We start from the raw sequence: 19,661 nt of genomic DNA, 5'->3' as shown, positions 1-19,661 counted from the left end.
TTCAACCAGTTTATAACCGCCGTGAACACTCATGACTGAAAGTCGCGGGTGTTAACTGCGGCTATAAATGATAAGTACCTGTGCTAAATTATTTACTAATAACTTTCCTTGTATAGCAAAAATTTCATTCCTGTTCGATAGGTAATTTATTTCGCTTAACTACTTATCTTATAATTTTGTTTGGTGGTGGAACAAAGAAAAGCCAACAATCTGATATTAAAGAAGCCAAAAAATTATATCAAGAGTATAAAACACGCAAAAAAGAGGTTAAAAAAGAGAAAAAATTCAAAAAAGAGCGATAATTACTATGAAACTAACTAGAGATTTTAAAGAAACAGTCAACGAGAGAGTTAAAAAAGACCCCGAATTCGCCAGAGCATTATTTAATGAAGCGATTAATCTTTTTTTAAACGGTGAGACAGAAACCGCAAAGCTTATATTAAAAGAGCTTGTTAATTCAACTGTGGGATTTGAAGAACTTGCAATGTCTACCTCTAAACCAAGCAAAAGTCTTCATAGAATGTTGTCGACAAAAGGCAACCCGACAATGAACAATTTAATTGCTATCCTTAATGTGTTTCGTAAAAGGTTAAATGTTGATATTACGGTTCAGGTTGCAGAAAAAAAAGAAAAAACTAACGATAAATAAATAGATGTGGGTTTTGACCACCAAACGGGTTTAACAACCAAACCCCTACAGAATAATATATGGGCGGAGTCGGACTCGAACCGACACGGGGGGCTGCCCCGCCGCATTTTGAGTGCGGTGCGTCTACCAATTCCGCCATTCGCCCTTGAATTGCGCTTCACTATTATAACCTGTTTTGCGCTTTTCTAGCAAGCTGGAGTAAGCTGGAGAACTAGCCCAGCGATCGATCTCTTTTGCTCTTAATACGGGGACGGGATGGGTTAACTGTTGAGTTTGAGCCGATTTGAGCATTTCTCCTATTTCGCTTGTCGAGAATGTCTCATAGGCTCTAGCTTGTTCGATAAAGGCATCTAAGTTAAGCTGGGGGGCAAGTGTGGGAGATCCGCCCGCGAGTTTCATTAACACTGACATGACGACTTTGGGATCTTGTACAGCGAGTAAAGCTGCGCGATCGCAACTGAATTCAGCACATCTAACCCATTCTAGCATCCTCATTTGTAGCGACTGAGCAATCATTGTACCCCAATTGGGAAAAAGTCCCGCCGCGAGAATCATGATATTTGCCATCGTCAGATAAACCCCATGTTCACATTTTAGATGACCTAATTCATGGGCGATCACGGCTTGAATTTCTTCGGGGGTGAGGAGATCAATGAGGGAAGTATGCAACACCATAAAGGGTTGTTTTCCCCGCATGGCGAATGTATAAGCATTGGGTACGGGGTTTTGTTGAACGTAGAGTTGTGGCGGTTCTAAGTCTAGAGTCGAACAAGCATCAATGAGTAATTTATGCAAGTGGGGGAGTTGTTTTTCTCCCACCAAAACACTAGAGGCGATATTGTTGAGATAGAAAAACTGTTCGGCTACGTTTCCTAGTAAGCTTCTAATGGCGACATCTAGTCCTGGTAACTGTTTTAGGGTATTAGTCGCTTGTAAGTCAAGAGGATGACGAAAATCATCTGCTCTTAGTCCAATGAGTAAGGATTTTTCGAGTCCCATAGAATTATTGTAGGTTAAGAATTCAACCAAGATTTAATACGTTTTAAGCTTTCCCAGTCGGGTTTTCTGCTGAGTCCATCTTCGATATTTTCTTCGATATCTTTACGGATCTCAGCATCTAGGGTCATAATTTGTTGGACAACTTGAATATGGGGACGCACGCCCTTTTCACCAGAATCTAAGATTGCTAAGGCTAAGTTAATTCTAGCTTGAGGTGAAGTTGCATCTAGTTTAACGCTTTTTTGGGCTGCTTTGAGGGCGGTTTTGGGTTTATCCATCAATAAGTATAACCATGCTACACAAGCCCATGCCGAGGCATTTTTTGGGGTGCGATCGCAAATATCTTGAAAAACTGGGAGTAATACTTCGGGTGCTTCTCCCTCTTGATACCGTTTTAATCCTTCTTCAAAGAGGGTTGTTGCTATTTCTGTCATTTATTTTCCTTTCATGTAAAGTCAAAGGTGGGTTATGCCCACCCAACTTATTATTAAACACCAAAAGACTTACCACACCCACAAGTCTGAGCCGCATTTGGGTTCGTAAATTGAAAGCCACCACCAATCATGGCGTTGCTGTAATCTAGTACTAGACCATAGAGATAGAGTAAACTTTTGCGATCGCAGATAATTTTAAAGCCATCATAGTCAAAAACTTCGTCATGTTCGCCAATATTCTTGGGATCATCAAAGTCCATCATATAAGACATTCCCGAACATCCTCCCTGACGAACTCCGACGCGCAAGTATAGATCTTTCCCTTGCTGATCTCGTAACATAGTGACGTGTCTCAGGGCGGTTTCTGTGAGTTGAATGCCTCTTTGGGCTTGGGTTTGAGTAGCTTGAGTCATCCGTTTTTCTCTTCTCTTTGTTTTTATTACAGTTGATCTAGTTCTATTCTTTATTCTAGCGAGTTCAAGAATTCTTTAGCTAAGGGTTAATCTGTTTATTTTGTTTTTTTAAGAGGAAAACACACAAAGATGTCGTTAATAATACACCTAATGGTGTTTGTTTTTCTGGAACTGATTGTAATTGAATTAATTCTCCTTCACCTGCAATATATCCTTTATTTGCAATATATATTTTTCCGTCGGGACTAATTGCTAAACCAGTAGGATTTATTAAATCTTGATTATAAACATTCTCTTTTGTTCCATCTGGCTTGACTTTCCAGAGATTACCCTGAGAATTTCCTCCTAAAGTATCGGTGGCATATTCAAGGACATAAAGACTATTATCTGGGGCGAAAGCAATATCGATAATATTCGTAAAACCACTGGCATAAATGTCTAAATTTCCTTGGTTATAGCGATAAATATTCGCGCCACCAGGAGGAAAAGGAAATCCGGTATACTCAGATAAATAGACTGCTTGATCTGGACCGATCGCTATTCCAGTTGGTACAGCTTGCATGGGGAAAGGATCTGGTAGCCCAGGAATTGGATTAGAAACATCGCGTTTTGGAACTACTGTAACTGTAGAAATGGTTCCATCATTATTAATGGTATAAAGAGCATTACCTCCGCCATCTGTTGCATAAATATTATTCCCTTGAACCGCAACCGAAAAAGGATTACTAACGACATCGCCCCCATCAGGATTATTATCTATTTCGTATTGGGCAATATCCGTTACTAATGACCATTGGGAGGGATTCGATAAGTCAATTTTAATCAAATGAGCGAAATCTTGTACCTCAATAACGGTATCACGATTCGATGGATTACTCGCAAATCCAATCACACCATATAAATTACCATTCGCATCAAAAGAAACATCTTGAAGTCCCGTAGCATCTCCTCCATCTGCTAAAGCAAGAGAAGGTAAACCCGTTGTAATGCGTTCAAGTGTATTACTTTGAAGATCCAGACGTGCAAGGGAGCTTGTAGCACCATAACATAGAGTTTGACCAGGTGCGCTAGGCGAAGGAACACAAGCCCCATTTCCGCCAGTGCCCGCTTCTGTAAGATATAGTTTACCATCGGGACCGAAAGTCATGCCTCTGGGACTTTGTAAACCTGTTTGGAGAACCGTAGGAACAAAATTACTAGCCAAAGCGGACTGACTAGAAATCGCTAAAGTCGCTAATGACAATCCTAAAATTGTTTTAAACATTTTTTAATCTATGAATCAATCGTTTAGAGATATGTTTCCCGATTTTACCCACAGACATAACAATTTTCTGCAATCTCTAACAGTTTGTAACGAACTACTATATTTAATTTAGGTTAATTAGATTTTTCCGTCAAAGAAAAAATTTCATCGGCGCTTAGGGTGACAATTTGACCATCTTTTAAGATACTGATAGATTCTCCTAGTTTACGATGTCTTTCGATCGCTTCTGCAATAGCCGCTTTGACACCCGCATCGATTTGACTGGATAATTGATCAGAAATTTTGTTCTTCATGAGTTACTTCTGTTATTTGTTGCCAGATTGAGGAATCATAAATAATAGGTTGTTTATTAAGTGGGCGTTCAGCCACTAATTGAGGCTCATTTCTAGAGTTATTATAAATAATCCAGCGATCGCATAAAGGTAAATACAATTGAGTTAAATTGCTACGCCCACGTTCATAACGACGACGAATCACTTCTTCTGCGATATCATGTCCTCCACTTTCTACTCGTCTACGAACTCTAAAAATAGCTAATTCTGGAGTTAAGAGCCAAAAATAAATTAAATTGACCGTATAGCCAAAAGCTTGACAACTTTGTAGGATACGAACAAAGTTACGAGCAGCTAGAGTAGTTTCAAAGGCAAAATCAACACCCGTATTTTTTAATGTTTCGATCCGTTCTAACATCAACTTTCCTGCTTGAATAGCTACTGAATTTGGCTTAAAAGGCGATAATCCTACTGCTATTTCATCAGCGTTAACATATTCAAAAACGTTAAGAAAGTTGGGTAATAATCTTTTTGCTACAGTCGTTTTTCCTGAGCCATTTGCACCGCCAATAATATAAACATTAGGCATAATTAAGAAACCAGTAACGCCACCGCATAAGCTGCAATACCTTCTTCTCGCCCAACTGGGCCTAACTGTTCATTAGTCGTTGCTTTAATACTAACTTGTTCGGGGGAAATCTTCAGAGTTTTGGCTATTTTTTCGCGCATTTGGGGTAAATGAGGCTTAAGTTTGGGTCTTTCTGCAACAATAACCGAGTCAATATTTTCGATTTGCCAGCCTCTTTCTTGGATAAGCTGATTGACAGAAGCCAATAATAACAGACTATTCGCCCCCGCCCATTGAGGATCTGATGGGGGGAAATAATGCCCAATATCTCCCAAACTTAATGCCCCAAGCATAGCATCCATAATCGCATGAGTCAGTACATCAGCGTCACTGTGTCCTAATAATCCTACAGTATGAGCTATTTTTAAACCCCCTAAAATCAAGGGTCTTCCTTCTACTAAGCGATGGATATCGTAACCGTTACCGATACGAATAGACATTTATATTTTTGCTGCGTTTTGAATATCTTTGTCTAGATGATTTTATCTCTATACGGTAGCCTGTAAATCATCAATTAACTGCATGAGATGGTCACTACTCGCATGATACACCTCGCCGCAAAAATGACAGGTTGCTTCTGCACCGTTATCTTTTTCGATCATATCCAATAACTCATCTTTACCCAGTAATTTTAGTGCGCCTAAAACCCGTTCAAAAGAACACTTACAGTCAAAGCGTATCATCTGAACTTCTGGTAAAATAACTAAACCTAAATCACCGAGTAATTGTTGAAAGATTTCTTGTAAGGTTTTGCCCGAACGTAACAAGGGCGTAAAACCCGTTAATTCACTAACTCGTGATTCTAGGATGGCGACTAAATCTTCATCTCTGGCCGCTTTGGGCATCACTTGTAATAAGATACCACCAGATGCGGTCACGCCTTCGGGTCCAACAAATACCCCAACTAATAAAGCTGATGGTGTTTGTTCTGAAGTGACGAGATAATTGGCTATATCTTCCCCAACTTCCCCAGAAACTAATTCAACAGTACTGGAATAGGGATAGCCATAACCCACATCTCTAACTACATATAAATATCCTTCGTGTCCAATTGCACCACCAACATCTAATTTACCTTTAGCATTAGGAGGTAATTCGACATCTGGGTTATCAACATAACCTCGTACTGTACCATCTAAACCCGCATCGACTAATAAACCTCCCATCGGGCCATTACCTTTGATGCGAATATTGACTCGTGAGCCTTCCCGTTTCATACTAGATGCTAGTAATAAGCCCGAAGTCATTGCCCGTCCTAACGCGGCTGTAGCGACATAAGAAAGTTTGTGGCGTTGGCGTGCTTCTTCTGTAAGACGTGTTGAAATCACTCCTACTGCTCTAATTCCACCATCTGCGGCTGTTGCGCGTATTAATTGATCTGCTGCCATCGTAAATGTAACCTATAAAATAAGAGTGTATGTCGACGTAAAAGAAAAACAAGAGCATGAAATTACCCGATCGTCTTTTTACTCGTTTCGCCTTGTTTCTTCACGCCTTTTTATGATTCCCTTCATATAAGTTAACAAAATTTCTCAGAGTAATAAAGTGGACTTTCTTCGCAAAAACTCGCTATTGACAAGATTACAATAATGTGTGTAGTAAATGAGAGAATTAGAAGAAAGCCATGTGACTTTCTTGGTAATGCTGTACCGCCACGTTTAGCAGAAGGTATCGGAAAAGCATTAATTTTTTTCTTAAATCAAATTCCCAAGTGTACTGAGGTAATGGTAATCTAGGTATTATGTACGACGACGATGAATTTAATTTATTAACCCTACAAGACGAAATCGATAGCCCTCTGGATCATCTAGATCCAATCGAAGAGAGTCCCTCCTCACTTCAAGATCCAGAACCGATGTTACTCTTGTTGAGAGCCCCTGATGCACCGCAAAGAATGCTTGCGGCGAGAGCTTTTTGTGAATTGCAAGAAGAACGGGCGATCCCTCATTTGATTCATTTACTCGCTGATAACTGTCCCTTGGTGCGAGTCAGCGCTGCTTATGCTTTGGGCAGAAATCCTAGTACAGACGCAGTAGAACCCTTGATCCATCGGCTGAGTGACGACTGGAATGGTTATGTGAGAAAAGGTGTCGTTTGGGCTTTGGGAAATTGTACCGATCGCCGCGCCCTCCAGCCCTTGATTCATGCTCTTAAAACCGATATTTCTGCGGTTAGACTGTGGGCGGCTAGTAGTTTAGCCCAAATCGCTAAAATTGAGTATGAAGACGTAATTACCGCCATTCCTCGTTTAATTGGCAGTCTCAGACGAGATGAAGTCGCCGCCGTTAGAAGTAATTGTGCATGGGCGGTTGGGCAATTGTGTAAAGAATTACCATTTAATGTAGTGTATGCTACGGCTATTGATGCTCTCATTGAAGCATTAGTTGAAGATGAAGATTTAGGGGTGAAAGAAGACGCAAAAGGAGCTTTACTAAAAGTAGGTGATCCTCGTGGTCTTCAAATGATAGAGGAATTGGAACTTGAAGGAATTATCTAACGAAAAACCGCTTATTGTGGGAATTAGTGGCGCATCAGGGTTAATTTATGCCGTTCGTACCCTAAAATTCCTTCTAGAAGCAGATTTTACCATCGATGTCGTTGCTTCTAAAGCGTCCTATATGGTTTGGCAAGCTGAAAATAATATTAGAATGCCTGCTGAACCTGATTTACAAGAACAATTCTGGCGTGAACAAGCAGAAGTATCAACACTCGGAAAATTACGCTGTCATCGTTGGGGTGATGTTGGGGCGACTATTGCTAGTGGTTCTTTTAGAACTCAAGGAATGTTGATTATTCCCTGTAGTATGAGTACTGTCGCTAAACTCGCAAACGGATTGAGTTCAGATTTACTCGAACGCGCTGCCGATGTTCAAATTAAAGAAGGTCGTCCTTTAGTGATTGTTCCACGAGAAACACCGTTTAGTTTAATCCATCTAAGAAATTTAACCACTTTAGCCGAAACTGGGGTTAGAATTGTGCCAGCGATTCCCGCTTGGTATCATAAACCCCAAACGATTGAAGATTTAGTTGATTTTGTCATTGCTCGTAGTTTGGATCAGTTAAATATAGATTGTGTTCCCTTAACTCGTTGGGAAGGTCATTAATCTTTTAAGCGACAATAGATGATGGGCTAATTTTCGGTAAAAAATTCATCATGAGTGCAGAACTGATTTGCGTTGGGACAGAATTACTTTTAGGGGATATTTTAAATAGTAATGCTCAGTATTTAGCGCAGGAGTTCGCTATACTCGGCATTCCCCACTACTATCAAAGTGTTGTAGGCGATAATATTGGTCGTGTTCATCAAGTGATTGATCAAGCTTGCCAGAGATCCTCTATTCTAGTTTTTACTGGTGGTTTGGGCCCAACTCCCGATGATCTGACAACAGAAGCGATCGCCTCTTATTTTAACGCGCCATTAATCGAAGATCCAGACGTTTTACAAGATATCAAAGATAAATTTAACGCAATGGGACGGGTCATGTCCCCCAGTAACTGCAAACAAGCCTTAATTCCTCAAGGTGCAAGTGTACTACCTAATCCATCGGGAACAGCGCCGGGGATGATTTGGCAACCGCGTTCTAATCTTACCATTCTGACTTTTCCCGGTGTCCCTTCAGAAATGAAACGAATGTGGCAAGAAACCGCCGTTACATTTCTTAAACAACTTGGATGGGGCCAAGAAATCATTTATAGTCGTTTGATGAAATTTCGCGGTATTGGTGAATCAGCTTTAGCGGAAAAAGTCGGAGATTTACTCAATTTATCTAATCCTACTGTAGCCCCTTACGCCTCATTAGGAGAAGTAAAACTGAGAGTATCAGCAAAAGCCCCTGATGAAACCGCAGCATTAGCCTTAATTGAACCCATAGCGCTTAAAATACAAGAAATTGCCGGATTAGATTATTTTGGTTCAGACAAAGATACCCTTGCTTCGGTGGTAGGGCAACTTTTACGAGAGGCAAAACAAACCCTTAGTGTCGCTGAATCTTGTACCGGTGGGGGTTTAGGCGAAATGATAACAACGATTTCGGGTAGTTCCGATTACTTTTATGGTGGGGTGATTTCCTACGATAATCGCGTCAAAGTAGCTTTATTAGACGTAAATCAGCAGGATTTAGAACAATTTGGGGCTGTTAGTCATACCGTCGCTCAACAAATGGCACTAGGAGTGAAAAACAAGCTTAAAACCGATTGGGGAATTAGTATAACAGGAATAGCCGGACCTGGTGGCGGAAGTGAGGAAAAACCCGTCGGATTAGTTTATATTGGTTGGGCGACTCCTGAAAGTACAACATTTGCTTCAGAATATCGTTTAGGGCAAAATAGAGAACGTGAAACTATTCGCTATATTAGTGCTTGTCTTGCTCTTGATGGGTTACGCCGTTTACTAATTGAGAAATTAGAAAAAAATGTGATTAATTCTACCCTTCTACTATAAACCTATGTTAATCTTTATGTAGAAGTAACACTCAAAATAACCTAGCCTGTCGCCTTGAGAGGTTGAACACTTATCGTTGATTTTAACTAATCTAATTTAATCTAACTATTTGTGTTGACTTTAGACAAGCTAAAAAAAATCACTCTTAACTCTAGTAGAGGAGCATTCTGACCGATGGACTACATAGACCAACTGTTAGAAAAAATTAGAGAATGGGCCCGTAGAATCGTTGAAACTCTCTTTGGACCTGAAGGAGAACCCGAACCCGAATTAATTCCAATTCCTGTGAGAGATCCCCAACGTCCCCAAACCCAGCGTCCCCGTTAAAATTCCCAAACATAGATAAAATAAAATAATAACGATAAAAAATCTTGCAACAGTATAGTATATTGGTTCTGCACGGACCTAACCTAAATTTGTTGGGAAAGCGAGAGCCGAATTTATACGGTAATCTAACGCTGGATGAAATTAACCTTCTCTTGATTGAGGAGGCTAGTTCTTTAGGAGTAACCCTAGCAACGCTACAATCAAATCATGAAGGGGTGTTAGTCGATGCCATTCATAAAGCTTGGGGAATCCATCAAGGAATTATTATTAATGCAGGAGCCTATACTCATACCAGTGTAGCGATTCGAGATGCTTTATTAGGGGTCAAAATTCCCACCGTAGAAGTCCATTTAAGTAATATTTATCAGCGCGAAAGTTTTCGACATCATTCTTATATTGCACCAGTTGTGATTGGACAAATTAGCGGTTTTGGTGCAGATAGTTATAAATTGGGATTAATGGCGATCATAAATTATTTACACAAATTATCATAGCTTTTTGTAATTATTGCCGATCTTGAATATTAATAAAAATGGTCAATATTTTAGGTTAAACTCGTGGATGAAAACGAGGATGTAGTTTTTCTTTGACGGGTTTTCCTTCTTTTAGATGTTGTTCAACAATTTTAGTCACATCTTCGGGTGTCACTCGATAATACCAAGTTGTATCAGGTGTCACAATTACAGTGGGACTTGAGCTACATTGTCCTTGACATTCACATGGTAAAATTGTTGTATTGTTGGGTAGATCGGCTTTTTTAAATTCTTGTAAGATGATCGCTGATCCTTGTCTTAAACAAGATGAATGTTGACAAACGTAGACACATCGTTGATTCGTTTCTAAGTCCATAAAGTTTTAGGTAGAAGTTCGTAACTCTTGTGCGACTAGATATAATTCCGTCCATTCTTTGATGACTTGACTGCGTTTCCAATTCATGTGTTGTGCGATCGCCGCTATAGTTTCTCCTTCTTTTAAATGATTAAAAATTTGCTGTTGAGAGGGGGTTAATTTTTCCCAGTAGCTTTCCCATTGTGTAGGTGTTAATCCTAAATTATGTTGGGGGGAAATTTCTAACCATTCAAAGACGAGTTTAGATTCTTCTTTAAGGGCAAAAACACGAATCGCATGATAAGTAATTTTTTCTCGAAGACGATAGATTTGTTTAATGGGTAGATTCAAAGATTGTGCGATCGCTTCTTGAGATTGTCCTGCTAAATATAATCTTAGCCATTCTACGGCTTCATTGCCCAGATTTTCTGCTAAATAAGCTTCAAAGCTTTTTTGTACCTTACTCCTGTGTGTTTCAATTTCTTCCCAGTATTGCTGATCTTCATAATCACTCACTGCTTGATGATCTAATAGACTGATGGAATTTTCTAGCTCGTCTAAGATCACTTGTTCTGATAGTATACGGATGTTTTCATTTTGCGGTAGTTTAGTTAAACCACTGCAAGAGTGACGACGTAAATAGTTAACAAAACGATACACGAGTAAAGGTTGATTGCGAATTGATCGCAAACAATATTCTTCTATACTGGCAAATAGAAGATAATTCCGCATTTTTTCATCGGTGGTACATTTCGCTATCCAGTTCATTTGACCTTGTAAATAGCGATCGCTGTTCAACATTTCTTGAATCACTTCTTGCACAACATCAACGACAGCGCGTTGTCGATCTCGACTCAAAGACACCCAAGTTTTGATTTTTTGGCGTAGGGATACAATTGAACTTAAGCGATTGAGTAAATTACGATAAGCTTGAGTCGGTGTAATATTCAAATATCGCTCTTTTAAGATTTGATAGCGGTAATTTAATCCTTGAATCGCCATTTTTCGTTGTTCTTGAGGAAGTGTAGACCAATATTCTTTATCTTCTCCAAGTAACCATTGGATAATAGTCGTCTGTGCTTTCTGCTCTAATTTATCTTCTTCTAAACGAGAAAGCAATGCTGTTTCGATTTCCTCAGCAACCTTATTCATTAATTTGTCTTCCGCTTTCAATTGGACGAACGATCGCATAGGGTTATAATCAGAAATACCTTAATTATTAAGGATAATCCTGAAATGGTTTGATGAGAAATAATAAATTACTATCGATACAAAATCGTTACGTTTTTTTTAGAATCTTGTTTCGTATCTAACAGAAAATTCATTAAAGTTATAGTCGTAGGAAAACCGTACAAAAGATTCATCACCTACGCGATAGACTGCTTGTAAGTAGGGTAGGATATTAAAGTCTGTTGCTTTAATGCGGTTACTCACAGCATTTTCAATATCATAGACATAACCTTGCAAGAGTAGCGGAATCACTAACTGAACCACACCAGTTTCGATTAGTTGTTCGGTATTTTTTCCTTGTAGGGATTCAACTAAACCGAGAAGTTGATCCCCCAAAAGTCGAACAATTTCCCCTTCACTACGAGGAGGACTACTGGTTAATCTTACTAAAGGATTACCCAGTAATTGGGTGTTTTGTCCCGAAGAAAAAGCTAATACTTGAATACAAGTGACTAATTTTTGTAATTTCTCTTCTGAATAGTTGATTTGTTCGGGTATTGGGGGATTTGCTGAACGAATTTGACAAACTTGGTTGATATCTCGACCAAAATCTGGAAAAAGTTGACTTAATCGACCATTGAGACTGAGGGTAACGTCAATCCGTTGTACTCTGTTTAAGCTATTATCTGGAATTTCGTTGCTGTTTTCATTTCGTCGCAGTTTAGCAAAACCGCTTCTTGCTTCGGCAAATTCTGTGAGAATGGTTCTCATTTGGATATCTAATTCTGGGTTAAGAAGTCCTTGAGTGGGAGTAAAAACAATGCGGTTAGGGTGACGACGATTTAATAAAAAGCGGGTATCAAAGAAGTTAAAGCGACCTCTATCTAATAATATTTCTCCATTTGCACGAAGATTTTTTAAATCATTGACAGGGCCATTTAAAGTCAATCCTCCACCAAAATTAAATTGGTACAATAGATCTTGTTCGACCATTAAGTTAACAAAGGAAACCTGTAAATTCTTAAATCGCGCTGGAAATCGATTAGCTTGTCGATTAGTGGTTTGTATCCATTGGTTAGCAACGGGACGCGATCGATTTTCTTCTCGGTTTCTCTGTTGTGGGACATAAATTTCACCATTATTTAGTTGAACTTGTCCTCCAATAATGGGGTTAAATGCGGTTCCTGTTACGGTAACTCGACCATCTACACCCCCCTCATAAAGGTTCTCTAGCTTAATTCTTCCTTGTTCGATTAAAAGAGTTAGGGGGTTATTTCCGGCGGCTGTAGGTTCAAAAAATGGTAAGATTCCAGCAACAATGATCTCACTTTCAGCAAAAGTACCTGATAACTGTCTGACTTCTAAGCGTTCGGGTGTAAGGTTAATCAGTCCATTAACGGTTAAAACTTCAGGAAAAGCAGCACTTCTAAGAACTGCGTTATTGAGTAAAATATTGCCATTTGCTACTAAATCTTTGAGGGTAAATCCTTTGGTGAGATCCAGTCTTCCTGTCGCATTTAAAACAACTTCTCCTTCACCCCCTAACCAACTAATCTGATCTTGGGTCAGGATATCAATTAATTGTAGTGCATCTGTCCCTAATCTGGCTTTTACTTCGATTTTGTCATTGTAGTTGGGAATGACAGGAAAAGGAAGACTAGCGTAAAATGCTAATGAGTCGGTTCCCTCACTCTGAACGGTAAAACGAGCATTGGTATAATCAAAAAATCCTTTGATATTTTGCGCTAATGTTCGTCCTCTAATTGCACTATCGGTTAAAGCAAAGTTTCCTTGTACTGTTGGATTAAAAAGATTGCCTTTAATTGAACCATCGATATTTAATGATCCTGATATTTCCCCAGGAATTTCGACAAAAGCACTTATTGTATCTAATGACAGGTTATCGACTTTGAAACGACTAATGATTTGACGTGTTGAAAAACTTCCTTCTAGTACAAAAAGTGTATCCCGAATTTGTAGTCTTGCGGGTTTGATGTCTAATGTTCCGTTATTTAAACTCGCTTGTAAGGTGACTTCATTGATGGGAATAAATTGACGATCGACGATGACTAATCCTAATGGTTTTACAATATCAGGATAGGGCGCTTGTGGATACCATTCCCACCCTTCCCCTTGTAATGATAGATTAGCTTGAGGATTTTTTAAGGTTCCTGCGATGGTAAAGTTAGCATTATAACGACCTCTAATATTGAGTTCAGTCGGTACACTTCCTTTTTCTCTTTGATTGGCTAGTTGACGAATTTTTTCTTCTATTATAGAAAGTAGGTTGACTTGGGATGCGATCGTTGCGTTGGGATCTCCGACTACTTCAGTCTGGATTTTTGCTGATGACGCATATTCGGTTCGTTGCACTTGTAAGATTCTCAATAATCCTTCGATATCGGATACACTCAGAGCAGCGAATAAATCTTCTACGTGTCCTTGTGCGATGTTCAGTTGTCCTTGTATTTCTTGGGTTTTCGTGTTGAATGCACCCGCAATTTGATATACGCTTCTACCAAGTGTGACACTTGCATCTCTGAGTTGTGCAATATTATTACGATATATTACATTCGCTTGCAAAGTATTAAATTTTATGTTACCGATATTGGGTTGATCGATAAATAAATTTCCTTCACCTTCTAAGGTAAATAAGTTTACAGCAAGGTTAGCGTTAACGGTTCCACCCAAATATCCTAAAACGTTATAATTTTTCCCTGGGGATATTCGGAGGATGTCTAAGGGAAATTCTTGAATGGTGGCAATGAGACGATCGCCTTCTCGTCTTCCTTTTGCTATAATCGGTTGATTAGTGTTGGCAATTTGTTGGAATTCAAAGGATAAGGGTAAATAAGGAGCTAAACACTGAGTACGAGTACAAGGATCGAGTTTTGCTGCAATAATATCCTGTCTTCCTCTCAAGTTGAGTGCTATTTCTTGACGGATACCTGCTTTGACGGTTCCACTTAAATAAGATTCAAAAAGGCGATCGTTTATCTTAAAATCGGCTAAACTAATATTGCCATTGAGTTGTAAACTTCCGGGTTGATTCAATGTTGTGAGAATATTTCTTCCGATGAGTCTTCCTTGAAATTGTCCAATACCTGCAAGTTTTAATTCACTGGGGAGAAATTGCGAATTAACGGGAAGTAAGGCTAAAATCTGTTCGACGGGTAAACGACTTAGATTAGAACTTGCATTAATATCTAATCTTAAGTTAGCGATATCAGGACGTTGTGTTAAATTCTCTAAAGTTAAGTTACCTTTCGCATCTAAAAAGCTTTCACCGAGTTTGACAAATACTTTTTCTGCTTGAATTGGAATACTCGAATCACCTTTGAGTAAAGCATTAAGATTTCCCGATAAATTTAGATTAGCATTTAATGCCGGAAGCGCGACTTGTTTTTTGATATTGCTAAATTGATTGATGAGATAAGTTGTATTTAGATTAATCGCATTAAAGTTACTTGTCCAGATATTATTGTTTAATCTTGCTACTGCTACAATTTTACCTTGAGCAACGGAAAGATCCGAATTAGCTAGAACATTTAAACTACTAAAATCTGGCTTTTTATTCAGGATAGAGGTTAAAATTTCTTGTGCATTTCCTGTAACATTAATGATCGTTTGGTTAACATTTACAGGAAGTGGTAATTTAGGAATAAATTTTACTAAGGATAATTGTCCACTTCTGGTTACTGATTCGATAATACCGTTTCTTAGATTCGCATTGGTTCTAACTAAATTATTATCGACTAAAAGATTAATATTTGCTGTTCCATTCAAGGTGTTTAAGTTAGGTATATTCCCTGCAAGTAAAGAATTTAGGGAACTGGTTATATTGACTTGTGATGATGCTAAACTAACGGGAATGGTTATATTAGACGGTAAAAAAGGATTTAGCGGAAAACTGGAAGTATTAGCTACTGCTTGTACAATTCCCTGACGAACGTTAGCATTTATATCCACTGAACGATTATTAACTAAGAGTTGTACATCTCCTTTTCCTTGCCATTGTTTTAAGGATTCATAAGACCCTTTTAATAAGGGTTCAATTGAGCCATAAAAGTTAATATTACTTCTACCTAATTTTACAGGAATTGTTGTATTTGGCAAGAAAGAAGATAAATTAATTCCTGATTCGGTGGTAACAAATGTATTCAGTATTCCTTGATTTAAAGTATAATTGGACTGGACAGAACGATTATCGACTAATAAATTAATTTGTCCGTTTCCTTGCCAATTTCTCGGATTAAATTTCTGGGGTTCTAATATTTCTGATAAAGAACCCGTTACATTAACTTGTGTTCTTCTTAAACTGACTGGAATTGTAATATTGTCTGGAAGAAAAGGAGATACATCAAATCCTGTCTTAGCGGTTGCTGAAGCTTGAATTATACCTTGATTAATTCGGGTTGTTGCTGTTACTGGACGTTGATTTATTAATAATAAAAATTCTCCGTTTCCTTGCCAACGATTTAAACCTTGTATTTTTCCCTGTAAAACTTCATCAATTTCCCCTGTAAAATTCAAGCGACTTTGTTTTAAACTAACAGGAATAGTAAGATTAGGAACAAAAGGATTAACGTCTAAATTACTTGCGATCGCAGAGGTTCTTAATACGCCTTTATTCAGTTGACTATTGAGTGCTAATGTGCCATTATTTATCTTTAAATTAGCCGTTCCTGAACCATTAACCGTTTTAGCATTAATTACTCTTAAATTGCCATCTGCTTTAATATTTGCTTTCTCGACGCGCAGAGTATTAATCTCTGCAACATAAGCACAAGTTGATGGAACTTTCTGACATAAAATCGGTAAAAAAGGATCTAATAAAAACTGATTTGCTAGTATATTTGCTTGCCATAGTTTTGTTTTAAAATTACTATTACCATCTAAGTTTAAACTACCATCTTCTGTTTTTAAAACCGTATTTCTAACTTTTAGATCTTCTTGAACGAATTGTATTTCTCCTGAACCCCAAATATCAACTTTATCAGCAATATTATTATCAGGTATTTTCCATTTTAAATTAACATCTAACGCGCCCAGTTTTCCGCCAACTTTTCCTACTGCATCAAGTTGACCAATTGTTGTTCTAGAGGGAAGACTAACATAAGGGGTTAAAACTTTTTGAGAGGGTAAATTAGCTTTAAAATTAATATTTATTGGCATCTTTTTCCAATCAATTGATTGACGATTCGATAAAGATTTAATAATTCCTAATCCAATTACACCACTTCCTGTAATATTCCCCCCTGCTTTAGGTTGAATTGAAATGCCACGAAAAGTAATATTATCTAAATCAGTTTGTAAACTAACAATTACATTTTTGAGAGGAATTCTATCAAAACTTACCGCTTGATCTGCATTGACAATACCTGTAATAATAGGACGCTCTACTAAACCAGATACTTTGAGGTTTGCATCGGCTTTTCCTGTTAATTTAATGGGAAAATCAATCGCTAAATCTGCTAAAAGTTGAGGAACATCAAAAGAATTTGCAATTAAGTCTAAATCATATCCTTTTTCCCAGTCTAAATTTCCTTTAATCTGTGTTTTTAATTTTCCGATTCCAACTTGTCCACGATTAATAACTAAAGTTTGACCATCTAGCTTAAAATTCGCATCAAGACTAATTAAACCCTTCAATGGTGGGAGTTTAGCTACGACTTCTCTTAGGTTAATTTCTCCATTTCCTTCGGTTTCTCGGATTTTTTGAAAAGAAGGTAAATTAAGAGATAGATCGGCATTGACTTGACCTTTGTTGAGTTTAAATGAATCTTTTCTATCGGGTATAATCGTCGCCAACTTGCCTAAATCTAACTGTTGAATAGCAAGTTGTACTTGATTTTTACCAGTTTCAATAACGGTTGTTCCTTTGGCGTTTACCTGACTATTTAAAACTCTAGCTTCTAAATCATATTCTAATTGCTGATTCTGAGTTTTGATATATTTTCCTTGTCCATCGACCTCGATAGTTAAAGGATTTTTAAAAGCTTTGGTTTTGAGTGCAATATCACCATCCTCTATATTTACATTCACCGCGAAACGTAGCGGAATTTGTCTTTGTTGAGGTTGTAATTCTAAACCGAATGGCTGCCAATTTCCTGTTATATCTTGTTCTAGATATAGATTTGGGTCAACTAATGATACATTAATTGCTACGGGACGACCAATTAATAAAGGGAGTAAATTAATCCCTAAATCAATATTTTGTACTTTTAAACTATCTTTATTTTTTGCTGTTGCGGGGATAGAAGTTTCACCAACGCGAACCCCTAATAAATAAAAGTTTTCGACTTCACCGATATTAACTTCTCGCTTCAGAGTTTTACTAAGTTCGGTTTCTAAAAGTGGGGATAATTTTTCATAAACAAAATACTGTAAACCAATCACACCAACGACACCAAAAGCAGCAACAGTTACCCCAATAATGAGAGTAGAAGGTCGTCTAGCGAATTGCCTTAAGCGTAACAGAAAATCTGGACGATTAGGAGGTTCTGGGGGAGTGTTTGGGTTAGTCATCTTTTTTCCTCGTTCTCAACCACTGAAAATACAGTGAATTTTTAAAGACGTATCTCCATAGGATGGAACTACCAGACACTAAACGCACTGCTTACAGTTAACTGTTGAAAGTTACCTGTATCTTGTTCCCGATCCGAAGCAAATTTAAGTTAACTTATATTTGAGTAATTTTGCTATACCCAAAAATTGACCAATGAGAGCGATATGAGGAGAGAAAAGTAAATCGTACTACAATTTTAGTAGAATATAGTAGATTTGGTGTGAGAATGCAGTATCAATTTTACACGGCGGATGTTTTTACTGATAGACTCTTTGGAGGTAATCAATTAGCGGTATTTCCTCACTCTGAAGGTATAACCCCTCAACTCATGCAAAAAATAGCAGCAGAGTTTAATTATTCAGAAACCGTTTTTGTTTTTCCTCCCGAAACCTCTCAAGGAACCCGACGAATTCGCATTTTTACCCCGCAAACTGAATTACCTTTTGCTGGACATCCGACGATCGGAACTGCTTATATCTTAGCGGCGATCGGTGAATTAGTTCTAGACTGTAATGAAACGATAATCTATTTAGAGGAAAAAATCGGTTTAGTACCTGTGAAAATTCTCACACAAGACGGAGTTCCTTTCTACACTGAGTTAACCGCGTCACAACTTCCTTTATTCGGTTCCGAAACTTATGCTATCTCAGATCTCGCGGCTATGTTATCTTTAGAGCCTAATGATCTTTTGTGTAATGATTATTTTCCTCAAGGGGTTTCCTGTGGTGTTCCGTTTTTGTTTATTCCTCTACGAAACCGAGATGCAATTGCTAGAGTTAAACTAAATATAGAACGATGGCAAACTTTATTATCTAATGCTTGGGCAAGTGCCGTTTATGTTTTTTGTTTTGAACCCGAATTAGAAGAATCAGATTTGCGATCGCGGATGTTTGCACCTAATATGGGTATAGTAGAAGATCCCGCAACAGGTTCAGCAGCAGCAGCATTCGCCGGATATTTAGCTATGCGTCATCCTTCACCGAATATAACGTTAAAATGGGTTATTGAGCAAGGTTTCGAGATGGGAAGACCGAGTATTTTAAAAATAGAAACTGATCTCATTGATGGTCAAATTATAGCGGTTCGGGTGGGAGGTTCTTCGGTTTTAGTCAGCAATGGAACGATGAATATTCCTGAATTATAGTTACACATAGGAGTTATGGTAAGATGTCTCAAACACTATACGAGCAAGATTTTCAACTCTGGATTGAACAAACGATCGCATCATTAAAAAACCGTGATTTTGATGCGTTAGATATTGATCATCTTATTGAGGAATTAGCCGACTTAGGTCAATCAGAAAAAATCTCTTTAGAAAGTAATCTAATTATTTTATTAGCACATCTCCTCAAATTAAAAGTACAACAAAACGTACCTCATACGATGAAAAGTAAATGGTATGAATCAATCAACGAACATCGTTTACATATTGAGAAAAATTTACAAAATTCACCCTCTTTCAAATCTTCCTTTGATACAGCTATTCAATCAGCTTACCCAAATGCTAGAAAATTAGCCATCAAAGATAGTCAGAATGCTATTTTGGGTGTGAGTATTCCTAAAGCTGATGAATATCCCCAAACTTGTCCTTTTTCGGTTGAGCAAATTTTAGATGAAGATTTTTATGGTTTGGAAAATAATTAGTTTGTAGGGATTGGATTTCCAAAT

19 protein-coding genes and 1 tRNA gene are annotated in these 19,661 nt (G+C 38.0%); 8 read left to right on the top strand and 12 right to left on the bottom strand.

Annotation, left to right across the window (positions count from 1 at the left end):
- Positions 1 to 307: 307 nt before the first annotated feature.
- The gene (locus C7H19_RS03020) at positions 308 to 649 is read left to right on the top strand and encodes a helix-turn-helix domain-containing transcriptional regulator (protein ID WP_106455406.1); all 342 of its coding nucleotides are present in this window, start codon (positions 308 to 310) and stop codon (positions 647 to 649) included.
- A 60-nt stretch (positions 650 to 709) separates the two neighbouring features.
- Here C7H19_RS03020 and C7H19_RS03015 read toward each other — a convergent pair.
- From C7H19_RS03015 to hslO, 9 genes are all read right to left on the bottom strand, one after another.
- A tRNA-Leu gene (locus C7H19_RS03015) sits at positions 710 to 794 on the bottom strand.
- The gene (locus tag C7H19_RS03010) at positions 773 to 1,648 is read right to left on the bottom strand and encodes a M48 family metallopeptidase (protein WP_106455485.1); all 876 of its coding nucleotides are present in this window, start codon (positions 1,646 to 1,648) and stop codon (positions 773 to 775) included. Before C7H19_RS03010 ends, C7H19_RS03015 begins: the two co-directional genes overlap by 22 nt.
- A gap of 14 nt (positions 1,649 to 1,662) precedes the next feature.
- Positions 1,663 to 2,082 (bottom strand): tetratricopeptide repeat protein, encoded by a 420-nt coding sequence (locus C7H19_RS03005; protein WP_106455405.1) that lies wholly within the window; start codon positions 2,080 to 2,082, stop codon positions 1,663 to 1,665.
- Between the two features lie 53 nt (positions 2,083 to 2,135).
- Positions 2,136 to 2,495, bottom strand: a complete 360-nt coding sequence (locus C7H19_RS03000; protein WP_106455404.1) for a HesB/IscA family protein — start codon at positions 2,493 to 2,495, stop codon at positions 2,136 to 2,138.
- A gap of 79 nt (positions 2,496 to 2,574) precedes the next feature.
- Positions 2,575 to 3,759 (bottom strand): ScyD/ScyE family protein, encoded by a 1,185-nt coding sequence (locus C7H19_RS02995; RefSeq protein ID WP_106455403.1) that lies wholly within the window; start codon positions 3,757 to 3,759, stop codon positions 2,575 to 2,577.
- Between the two features lie 113 nt (positions 3,760 to 3,872).
- Complete coding sequence (locus C7H19_RS02990; protein ID WP_106455402.1) at positions 3,873 to 4,052, bottom strand: hypothetical protein; 180 nt, start codon at positions 4,050 to 4,052, stop codon at positions 3,873 to 3,875.
- Positions 4,033 to 4,620 carry an ATPase gene (locus C7H19_RS02985; RefSeq protein ID WP_106455401.1) on the bottom strand — a complete coding sequence of 196 codons (588 nt, stop codon included), beginning with the start codon at positions 4,618 to 4,620 and terminating at the stop codon, positions 4,033 to 4,035. The genes C7H19_RS02990 and C7H19_RS02985 overlap by 20 nt, the downstream gene beginning before the upstream one ends.
- Positions 4,621 to 4,622: 2 nt before the next feature.
- Positions 4,623 to 5,099 (bottom strand): 2-C-methyl-D-erythritol 2,4-cyclodiphosphate synthase, encoded by a 477-nt coding sequence (gene ispF, locus C7H19_RS02980; RefSeq protein WP_106455400.1) that lies wholly within the window; start codon positions 5,097 to 5,099, stop codon positions 4,623 to 4,625.
- Positions 5,100 to 5,147: 48 nt separating this feature from the next.
- Positions 5,148 to 6,047, bottom strand: coding sequence for an Hsp33 family molecular chaperone HslO (hslO, locus tag C7H19_RS02975; RefSeq protein WP_106455399.1), 900 nt, complete (start codon positions 6,045 to 6,047; stop codon positions 5,148 to 5,150).
- A gap of 353 nt (positions 6,048 to 6,400) precedes the next feature.
- Between hslO and C7H19_RS02970 the strand changes: the two genes are divergently transcribed.
- The 5 genes from C7H19_RS02970 to aroQ all read left to right on the top strand — a co-directional run bounded on the left by C7H19_RS02970 (position 6,401) and on the right by aroQ (position 9,921).
- On the top strand, positions 6,401 to 7,156 hold the full coding sequence (locus C7H19_RS02970; RefSeq protein ID WP_106455398.1) for a HEAT repeat domain-containing protein: 756 nt from the start codon (positions 6,401 to 6,403) through the stop codon (positions 7,154 to 7,156).
- Complete coding sequence (locus C7H19_RS02965) at positions 7,140 to 7,763, top strand: flavin prenyltransferase UbiX (RefSeq protein WP_106455397.1); 624 nt, start codon at positions 7,140 to 7,142, stop codon at positions 7,761 to 7,763. Before C7H19_RS02970 ends, C7H19_RS02965 begins: the two co-directional genes overlap by 17 nt.
- Positions 7,764 to 7,813: 50 nt before the next feature.
- Entirely contained in the window at positions 7,814 to 9,100 is a 1,287-nt protein-coding gene (locus C7H19_RS02960; protein ID WP_106455396.1) for a competence/damage-inducible protein A, read from the top strand.
- Between the two features lie 174 nt (positions 9,101 to 9,274).
- On the top strand, positions 9,275 to 9,427 hold the full coding sequence (locus C7H19_RS25485; protein WP_181280512.1) for a hypothetical protein: 153 nt from the start codon (positions 9,275 to 9,277) through the stop codon (positions 9,425 to 9,427).
- 44 nt (positions 9,428 to 9,471) lie between these two features.
- Entirely contained in the window at positions 9,472 to 9,921 is a 450-nt protein-coding gene (gene aroQ, locus C7H19_RS02955; protein WP_106455395.1) for a type II 3-dehydroquinate dehydratase, read from the top strand.
- Positions 9,922 to 9,976: 55 nt separating this feature from the next.
- Here aroQ and C7H19_RS02950 read toward each other — a convergent pair whose 3' ends face one another.
- The 3 genes from C7H19_RS02950 to C7H19_RS02940 form a co-directional block, all read right to left on the bottom strand.
- Positions 9,977 to 10,276, bottom strand: a complete 300-nt coding sequence (locus tag C7H19_RS02950; protein ID WP_106455394.1) for a (2Fe-2S) ferredoxin domain-containing protein — start codon at positions 10,274 to 10,276, stop codon at positions 9,977 to 9,979.
- Positions 10,277 to 10,282: 6 nt separating this feature from the next.
- A complete protein-coding gene (locus C7H19_RS02945) occupies positions 10,283 to 11,407 on the bottom strand; it encodes a HetZ-related protein 2 (RefSeq protein ID WP_106455393.1) in 1,125 nt (374 codons plus the stop codon).
- Positions 11,408 to 11,545: 138 nt separating this feature from the next.
- The gene (locus C7H19_RS02940) at positions 11,546 to 17,953 is read right to left on the bottom strand and encodes a translocation/assembly module TamB domain-containing protein (protein ID WP_106455392.1); all 6,408 of its coding nucleotides are present in this window, start codon (positions 17,951 to 17,953) and stop codon (positions 11,546 to 11,548) included.
- A gap of 266 nt (positions 17,954 to 18,219) precedes the next feature.
- Between C7H19_RS02940 and C7H19_RS02935 the strand changes: the two genes are divergently transcribed.
- Both C7H19_RS02935 and C7H19_RS02930 read left to right on the top strand, forming a co-directional pair.
- The gene (locus C7H19_RS02935; RefSeq protein WP_106455391.1) at positions 18,220 to 19,137 is read left to right on the top strand and encodes a PhzF family phenazine biosynthesis protein; all 918 of its coding nucleotides are present in this window, start codon (positions 18,220 to 18,222) and stop codon (positions 19,135 to 19,137) included.
- 23 nt (positions 19,138 to 19,160) lie between these two features.
- Positions 19,161 to 19,637: a DUF29 domain-containing protein gene (locus C7H19_RS02930; protein ID WP_106455390.1), complete on the top strand. Its 477-nt coding sequence runs from the start codon at positions 19,161 to 19,163 to the stop codon at positions 19,635 to 19,637.
- The last annotated feature ends 24 nt before the right edge of the window (positions 19,638 to 19,661 follow it).

It is taken from the genome of Aphanothece hegewaldii CCALA 016 (assembly GCF_003007785.1).
Classification (GTDB): Bacteria; Cyanobacteriota; Cyanobacteriia; order Cyanobacteriales; family Microcystaceae; genus Chroococcus; species Chroococcus hegewaldii.
The sequence above is the reverse complement of the archived record's forward strand: the minus strand, read 5'-3'. Positions and strand labels throughout refer to the sequence as shown.

Excerpts from the sequence above, each read along its gene's own strand:
- C7H19_RS03020 (WP_106455406.1), top strand. The coding sequence starts at position 308 with ATGAAACTAACTAGAGATTTTAAAGAAACAGTCAACGAGAGAGTTAAA.
- C7H19_RS03010 (WP_106455485.1), bottom strand. The coding sequence starts at position 1,648 with ATGGGACTCGAAAAATCCTTACTCATTGGACTAAGAGCAGATGATTTT.
- C7H19_RS03005 (WP_106455405.1), bottom strand. The coding sequence starts at position 2,082 with ATGACAGAAATAGCAACAACCCTCTTTGAAGAAGGATTAAAACGGTAT.
- C7H19_RS03000 (WP_106455404.1), bottom strand. The coding sequence starts at position 2,495 with ATGACTCAAGCTACTCAAACCCAAGCCCAAAGAGGCATTCAACTCACA.
- C7H19_RS02995 (WP_106455403.1), bottom strand. The coding sequence starts at position 3,759 with ATGTTTAAAACAATTTTAGGATTGTCATTAGCGACTTTAGCGATTTCT.
- C7H19_RS02990 (WP_106455402.1), bottom strand. The coding sequence starts at position 4,052 with ATGAAGAACAAAATTTCTGATCAATTATCCAGTCAAATCGATGCGGGT.
- C7H19_RS02985 (WP_106455401.1), bottom strand. The coding sequence starts at position 4,620 with ATGCCTAATGTTTATATTATTGGCGGTGCAAATGGCTCAGGAAAAACG.
- ispF (WP_106455400.1), bottom strand. The coding sequence starts at position 5,099 with ATGTCTATTCGTATCGGTAACGGTTACGATATCCATCGCTTAGTAGAA.
- hslO (WP_106455399.1), bottom strand. The coding sequence starts at position 6,047 with ATGGCAGCAGATCAATTAATACGCGCAACAGCCGCAGATGGTGGAATT.
- C7H19_RS02970 (WP_106455398.1), top strand. The coding sequence starts at position 6,401 with ATGTACGACGACGATGAATTTAATTTATTAACCCTACAAGACGAAATC.
- C7H19_RS02960 (WP_106455396.1), top strand. The coding sequence starts at position 7,814 with ATGAGTGCAGAACTGATTTGCGTTGGGACAGAATTACTTTTAGGGGAT.
- C7H19_RS25485 (WP_181280512.1), top strand. The coding sequence starts at position 9,275 with ATGGACTACATAGACCAACTGTTAGAAAAAATTAGAGAATGGGCCCGT.
- C7H19_RS02950 (WP_106455394.1), bottom strand. The coding sequence starts at position 10,276 with ATGGACTTAGAAACGAATCAACGATGTGTCTACGTTTGTCAACATTCA.
- C7H19_RS02945 (WP_106455393.1), bottom strand. The coding sequence starts at position 11,407 with ATGAATAAGGTTGCTGAGGAAATCGAAACAGCATTGCTTTCTCGTTTA.
- C7H19_RS02940 (WP_106455392.1), bottom strand. The coding sequence starts at position 17,953 with ATGACTAACCCAAACACTCCCCCAGAACCTCCTAATCGTCCAGATTTT.
- C7H19_RS02935 (WP_106455391.1), top strand. The coding sequence starts at position 18,220 with ATGCAGTATCAATTTTACACGGCGGATGTTTTTACTGATAGACTCTTT.
- C7H19_RS02930 (WP_106455390.1), top strand. The coding sequence starts at position 19,161 with ATGTCTCAAACACTATACGAGCAAGATTTTCAACTCTGGATTGAACAA.